The organism is Phenylobacterium sp., assembly GCF_004299445.1.
In the GTDB taxonomy this organism is placed as follows: domain Bacteria; phylum Pseudomonadota; class Alphaproteobacteria; order Caulobacterales; family Caulobacteraceae; genus Phenylobacterium.
Genome location: NZ_SCTC01000037.1, coordinates 311,329 through 318,041, shown reverse-complemented (window position 1 = coordinate 318,041; position 6,713 = coordinate 311,329). Strand labels below are relative to the sequence as shown.

Annotated in this window: 5 protein-coding genes and 1 pseudogene; 4 read left to right on the top strand and 2 right to left on the bottom strand. The window is 70.4% G+C overall.

The window, feature by feature from the left end; genetic code table 11:
* Window positions 1–476: 476 nt before the first annotated feature.
* From yidD to EPN98_RS10425, 4 genes and pseudogenes are all read left to right on the top strand, one after another.
* A pseudogene (gene yidD, locus EPN98_RS10440) lies at window positions 477–692 on the top strand (membrane protein insertion efficiency factor YidD); the annotation flags it as partial.
* Window positions 693–790: 98 nt separating this feature from the next.
* Complete coding sequence (gene thrS / locus EPN98_RS10435; protein WP_293362624.1) at window positions 791–2,731, top strand: threonine--tRNA ligase; 1,941 nt, start codon at window positions 791–793, stop codon at window positions 2,729–2,731.
* The gene (locus EPN98_RS10430; protein ID WP_293362623.1) at window positions 2,731–3,666 is read left to right on the top strand and encodes a glycosyltransferase family 2 protein; all 936 of its coding nucleotides are present in this window, start codon (window positions 2,731–2,733) and stop codon (window positions 3,664–3,666) included. The genes thrS and EPN98_RS10430 overlap by 1 nt, the downstream gene beginning before the upstream one ends.
* Window positions 3,667–3,684: 18 nt before the next feature.
* Window positions 3,685–4,014 (top strand): hypothetical protein, encoded by a 330-nt coding sequence (locus EPN98_RS10425; RefSeq protein ID WP_293362622.1) that lies wholly within the window; start codon window positions 3,685–3,687, stop codon window positions 4,012–4,014.
* Between the two features lie 110 nt (window positions 4,015–4,124).
* On the opposite strand, the gene EPN98_RS10420 is transcribed toward EPN98_RS10425, so the two are convergent.
* Both EPN98_RS10420 and EPN98_RS10415 read right to left on the bottom strand, forming a co-directional pair.
* Entirely contained in the window at window positions 4,125–5,027 is a 903-nt protein-coding gene (locus tag EPN98_RS10420; protein WP_293362621.1) for a hydroxymethylglutaryl-CoA lyase, read from the bottom strand.
* Window positions 5,024–6,697, bottom strand: a complete 1,674-nt coding sequence (locus tag EPN98_RS10415) for a glycosyltransferase family 39 protein (protein ID WP_293362620.1) — start codon at window positions 6,695–6,697, stop codon at window positions 5,024–5,026. The genes EPN98_RS10420 and EPN98_RS10415 overlap by 4 nt, the downstream gene beginning before the upstream one ends.
* Between the last annotated feature and the right edge of the window lie 16 nt (window positions 6,698–6,713).

The window sequence follows — 6,713 nt, the reverse complement described above, 5'->3', positions numbered from 1 at the left end:
CCCGCGCCTTCACCGCCGGCCTGCACGCGACGGCCCCGGATCTCACCCCGGCGCGTCCCTCGAAACCGCCCTGGCGCCCCTCCGGCTGACGCGCCACCCGCGCGAAGCGCCCTCCATTTCGAACCACGAACCACACGAACGCTCCCAGGCCACAGCTCGGGGCGCGCCGCCGCATGTTCGTGTGGTTCGTGGGGTTCGTGGGGTTCGTGGACGAATCCGACGGCGCCTGCGGCGCGCACAGCGCCCCAGGCCCAGCGCCCCCGTGTTTCCCTGGTCCAAACCCGGAAGGTTCCGTTTTCAGCCCGCCTGTGATACCTGCCCCCGCATGGTTCGCCTGATGGACATCGTCGCCCTGATCGCCCGGACGTTTGCGCCGGCGATGACTGCGGATGCGCGAACTACTCCCGCCGGCGCGGCTTGAACCTCTCGGGGCCTCGGCGTACGCACGGGGCCTGCAATCGCAAACCGCAGCCGGCATGAGCTTCTACGAGAGATGCGTCCGTGGGCTTCTACGCGCCTACAAGCTGACGCTTTCGCCGCTGATCGGGCGGTCGTGCCGGTTTGCTCCGACGTGTTCGGAGTACGCCGCTGAAGCCCTGATCGGCCACGGCCCTGTGCGAGGAACGGTCCTCACGGTGCGCAGGCTGTGCAGATGTCATCCCTGGGGCGGTGCGGGCTGGGACCCGCCGCCGCCGTCGCCCCGGAGGGGCGCAAAGGGAAAACTGACGCGCCCAAAGGCCGAGCCCAGGAAAGGGCAGACCGGGGCGCGCGATTGGAAGTGTGAAGAACCATGATCGACCTGATTTTCCCCGACGGCTCGAAGCGCGAGTACGAGCCCGGGACGACGGGCAAGCAGGTGGCGGCCTCGATCGCCCCCTCGCTGGCCAAGCGCGCCGTTCTCATCAAGCTGGACGGCGAACTGCTGGACGTGGACCGGCCGCTGGAGAAGGGCGGCAAGTTCGAGATCCTCGACCGCAACGCACCCGACGCTCTCGAGACGATCCGCCACGACGTCAGCCACATCCTGGCCGAGGCGGTGCAGGAGCTGTTCCCCGGCACGCAGGTGACCATCGGCCCGGCGATCGAGGACGGCTTCTACTACGACTTCGCCCGCGACGAGCCGTTCAGCCTGGACGACCTGGCGAAGATCGAAGAGCGCATGAAGCAGATCGTCGACCGCGACGAGCCGATCGTGCGCGAGGAGTGGGACCGCGACGAAGCGATCGCCCACTTCAAGTCGATCGGCGAGCACTACAAGGCCGAGATCATCGGCGGCATCCCCGCCGGCGAGGCGGTCAGCGTCTATCGCCAGGGCCAGTGGAAGGATTTGTGCCGCGGCCCGCACCTGCCGTCGACGAAGGCGGCCGGCAAGGCGTTCAAGCTGACCAAGCTGGCGGGCGCCTACTGGCGCGGCGACAGCAACAACCCGATGCTCCAGCGCATCTACGGCACGGCCTGGGCCAACGAGGCCGACCTCGAGGCCTATCTCAAGCGTGTCGAGGAAGCCGAGAAGCGCGATCACCGCAAGATCGGCCGCCAGATGGACCTCTTCCACATGCAGGAAGAGGGCCGCGGCATGGTCTTCTGGCACGAGAAGGGCCTGACGCTGTGGCGCACGGTCGAGGCCTACATGCGTCGCCGCCTCGAGGACGCCGGCTACGTCGAGGTGCGCACGCCGCAGGTGCTGGACCGTGTCTTCTGGGAGAAGTCGGGCCACTGGGAGAACTACCGGCCCAACATGTTCGTCTGCGAGACGGTCGAGGGCGAGGAACTGGCGCTCAAGCCGATGAACTGCCCGGGCCATATCCAGATCTTCAGCTTCGGCCAGAAGAGCTACCGCGACCTGCCGCTGCGCATGGCCGAGTTCGGCGCGTGCCACCGGTACGAACCTTCCGGGGCCCTTCACGGGTTGATGCGGGTGCGCGCCTTCACGCAGGACGACGCCCACATCTTCTGCCGGGAGGATCAGATCGTCGACGAAGTGGCCTCGTTCATCGAGCTCGCCTCCTCGATCCACGCCGACTTCGGCCTGACGCGCGACCACATCACGCTGGGCACGCGGCCGAGCCCGCGCGCCGGCACGGACGAGTTCTGGGACATGGCCGAGAACCAGCTGCTGGACGCCGCCCGCAAGGCCGGCGTGGAGCCGGTGGTGGCCGAGGGCGACGGCGCCTTCTACGCGCCCAAGCTCGACTTCCAGCTGAAGGACGCCATCGGCCGCTCGTGGACGTGCGGCACGATCCAGAACGACTACGTCCTGCCCGAGCGCCTCGGCGCCGAGTTCGTCGGCGAGGATGGCCAGAAGCACAAGCCGGTGATGCTGCACCGGGCGATCCTGGGCTCGTTCGAACGCTTCATCGGCGTGGTGATCGAGAACTACGCCGGCGCCTTCCCGCTGTGGCTCTCGCCGGTGCAGGTGGTGGTGGCCACGATCACGTCCGACGCCGACGACTTCGCACTGAAGGCGGCGGCGCGGCTGCGCGCGGCGGGCCTGCGCGTGGAGACGGACCTGCGCAACGAGAAGATCAACTACAAGGTCCGCGAGCACAGCCTGTCCAAGACGCCGATCATCGCCGTCGTCGGCCGCCGCGAGGCGGAAGAGGGCAAGGTCGCGCTGCGGCGCCTGGGCTCCGACGGTCAGCAGATCCTGGGGTTGGACGAGGCCTGCAACGTCCTTGCCTTGGAGGCTCAAGCGCCGGATGTTCGGCGTAAGGCTGGGTTGGGGTCCTGATGAACGGCATCGCCACACCGATCGTCGCTGCGTCTCCGGCGTCGATTGCGGACTCCCTGCGGCCCCGCCGCAGCGTGTCGGTGGTGATGGTGGTCTACATGACGGGCGAGGCTCTCGAGCAGAGCCTCGCCTGCGTGCTCGCCGACCCGCTGGTGGACGAACTGGTCGTGGTCGACAACGGCTCGGCCCCGGGCCAGTTCGAGCGCCTGCGGGCCTTGGCCGACCAGGACAGCCGGGTCATCCTCGTGACTGGCCAGGGCAACGTGGGCTTCGCCAAGGGCGCCAACCTGGGCGCCCGGACGGCCAAGAGCGACCACCTGGTCTTCCTGAACCCGGACGCCTTCCTGCAGCCGGGCTGCGTCGCCGCGCTCGTGCGCGAGATCGAGACCCAGCCGGTCCCGTCGATCGTCGGCGGCCGGGTGCTGAACCCGGACCGCACCGAGCAGCGGGGCGCCCGGCGCGGCGAGATCACGCCGATCAGCGCCCTGCTGTCGATGAGCGGCCTCGCCAAGGCCGTCCCCGCGTGGGGCCGCTTCGAGGTGCACTGGGAACAGGACGCCTTGCCTGACCAGGCGGCGCCGGCGCCCACCATCTCCGGCGCCTGCTTCTGCATGCGGCGCGCGGACTTCGACGCCGTGGGCGGCTTCGACGAAGGCTACTTTCTGCACGTGGAGGACGTCGACCTCTGCTGGCGCGTCCGCGAGGCGGGCGGCAAGGTCCTGTTCCACCCCAAGGCCGAGGTGGTCCACATCGGCGGCACCAGCCAGACCAGCCCGCTGAAGGTGGAGTTCCACAAGGGCGTGGGTCTGGCCCGCTACTTCCGCAAGCGCGCGGGCGGCAACCTCAGCGGCCACCTCGCCGCCCTGATCCTCGGCCCCCTGGTCATCGCCGCCGCCGTCGCCCGCCCGCTGATGCGGCGGATGAGGAAGCACTAGCCTGGGACGGGGGACGGCATGGTTTGGTGGACCGAGCGTGGCTTCCTCTCGCTCCTGTTTCTTATCGGCGTCGTCGGCCTCTTTGGAGCTGTCGTCACGGGCGTCGCCGGTGATGCAGCCTTTGAGCAGCAGCCCTGGCTTTGGGGCATCGCCTGGCTGCTCGCCGCCGCAGCAAACTGGATCGGCGGCGCGCGCCTCAACCGGTCTCCCATCAACCCGCTCCGAGGCAAGGTGCGCGACCGGCTGACCTACCGAGCCCGCAACCGATTCCTGTCGTTCCCGATGGAAGTCTGGTCCGCTCCGGCGGCCCTGCTGGGCGCCGTCCTGATCATTCAGGGGCTGGTCTAGCTGGTCCCCCCTGCCTCGCCCAATGCGCCGCACAGGCAGGTCCGCGACCGATTCTGACGTAGCCGCATGGCTCAGTGCTCGACATGCGACACATGTCTCTTCGCCGGTCGTCAGGCCGGCTGTGGGAATGCCCCCGCCTTCGCCACCGACGACGCCACCCGCTTGCCCAGCAGGTCAGAGGCCCAGACGCCGATCTCGATGAGCTGCTGCAGGTCGTAGCCGGTCTCGTAGCCGGCGCGCTCCAGCATATAGACGAGGTCCTCGGTGCCGATGTTGCCCGTGGCGTTCGGCGCGAAGGGACAGCCGCCCAGGCCGCCCACCGAGGCGTCCAGCACGTCGACCCCGGCCTCCACGCCCGCGAAGGCGTTGGCGAGGCCCGTGTTGCGGGTGTCGTGGAAGTGCAGGCGCAGCGGGATGTGGCCGGCCGCCGTCTTCGCCAGCTCCACGCGGCGGCGCACCGTCCAGGGATCGGCCACGCCGATGGTGTCGGCCAGCGCGATCTCGGCCACGCGCAGGTCGGCGGCGGTGCGGACGATCTCCATGACCCGTTCCTCGGGCACCTCGCCCTCGAAGGGGCAGCCGAAGGCGACCGAGACGGTCACGCTGATCGGCGGGTCTTCCTTCTTCCGGGCGGCGACGATGTCGGCCATGGCCTTCACCTGCTCGTCGACCGAGGCGCCCTGGTTGCGGATGCCGAAGCCGTCCGAGGCGCAGACCACCACATTGGCCTCGTCGCATCCCGCCGCCACGCAGCGCTCCCAGCCCCGCATGTTCAGCACCAACCCGATGCGCGAGCGGCCATCTTGGTGCGGCAGGGCGGCCATGATCTCCTCGGCGCCGGCCATCTGCGGCACGCGCTTGGGGTTCACGAACGAGACCACTTCCATGCGCCGCGCGCCAGCCGCCTCGAGACGCCGGATCATCTCCAGCTTCTGGTCGATCTCGAAGAGGGTCTTCTCGTTCTGCAGGCCGTCGCGGGGCCCGACTTCCACGATCTCGATACGCCGGCTCATGGCTGCAACTCCCTGACGGGCGCCATGTAGACCCGAAGCGTCATGGGATCACCCTTCGAGTAGTTCACGCCCTTCACGACCGCCACTTGGATCGCCCTGCCGCCACGTGCGGCAAGCGCCTTTCGGAAGTCGGCCTCGTCGGCCTGTTCGACGATGGCGGGACGGCGCTCGACCACCGCCTGCGCCGCCTCGGCCGGGCCTTCGAGGCCGGTGTCGGTGCCCAGGGCGAAGACCAGGCTGGGCTCGGCGTAGCCGGCGACGGCCACGGGCGCCTCGGCGATCCCTTGGCGCGGCAGCAGGCGAGCGTCCCCCAGCGCCTGCTCCAGCCGCGCCGACAGCCACAGCGGGTCGAGGCGCGGGGCAAACAGGGCGGCCAGGGCGCCGTGGCCCAGCAGGCCCAGCGCCAGCGCTGCGGCGATCGCCGTGTCGGCGTCTCTCCGCAACAGCAGCCAGCCGCCGACGAGCCCAGCCGCAGCCAGCAGGCCGGCCGACAGCACCGCGGCCCAGGCGTCGGACGCCTCGCCGTACTCCGCCAGCAGGTAGAAGACCCCGCCGGCCAGGGCGAGGCCCACGACGGCCGCAAGGCCCGCGCCCACCCCCTTCGCCACCGCGCCCAGGGGCTCGCTGAGCGCGCGGGCCGCCAGCCAGGCGATCGCGCCGTAGGCCGGCATCAGGTAGTGCGGCAGCTTGGTGGGCAAGAGCTCGAACACCAGCCAGGTGGGGATGAGCCAGGCCAGGGCGAACCGCACGCCCGGCTCGCGGCGGAACCGCCATGCCGCCACGGCCGCGGCCGGCAGCAGCAGGGTCATCGGGAAGGCCAGGATCGGCGCCAGCAGCAGATGGTAGCCCGGCGGCGCCCCGTGGCTCTCCTGGCCGCCCGCCAGCTTGGGCGCGAGGTCCGAGCCCACGGCCTCGCTCCAGAACCCGCCGTCGGTGGCCACCGTGACCGCGCCCGCCCACGGACCCACGACGGCCAGGATGATGATCAAACCCCACCACCACTTCAGACCGCCGATCCAGCCGGCGCGGCGGTCCCAGACCGCCAGCACCACCATGGCCAGGCCCGCCACCAGCAGCGCCACCGGCCCCTTGATCAGCATCGCGACAGCCAGCGCGCCCCAGAACGTCCAGATCACCCGCCGACCCGCCGGCGGGCCGCCGTTGCGCGCGGCGTAGAGCCGGCCCAGCGCCGCCAGCGCCAGGGTGGTCGTCCCGGCCAGGGCCGCGTCGGTCTTGGCGATGAAGGCCTCGGTGGAGAGCAGGAAACTGGCGCCCAGCATCGCGCCCGCCATCACCGACGCGCGCCGGCTGAAGAACGCCGCCGCGCCCCAGGCGCAGGCCGCCGCCGCCAGCATCGCCCCCAGCAGCGAAGGGATGCGATAGGCCCAGATCTGCCGCGCCTCGGGGCTGGACAGCACGCTGACGCTCGCGGCCTGCAGCCAGTGGATGCCTACCGGCTTCTTGAAGCGGGGATCGTCCTGGAAGCGGATGACGACATAGTCGTCCTGCTCCAGCATCTGGGCGGTGGCCTGGGCGAAGCGGGCCTCGTCCCGATCCAGCGTGGGCATGGCCATCAGACCCGGCAGCCCGGCCAGGAAGGCGACGAAGGCCGCCAGCGCAGGCCCGCGCCAACCACCGCTCCAACGCGCCAGGATCCGGTCGAGACTCATCGTCGCCGTGCATAGC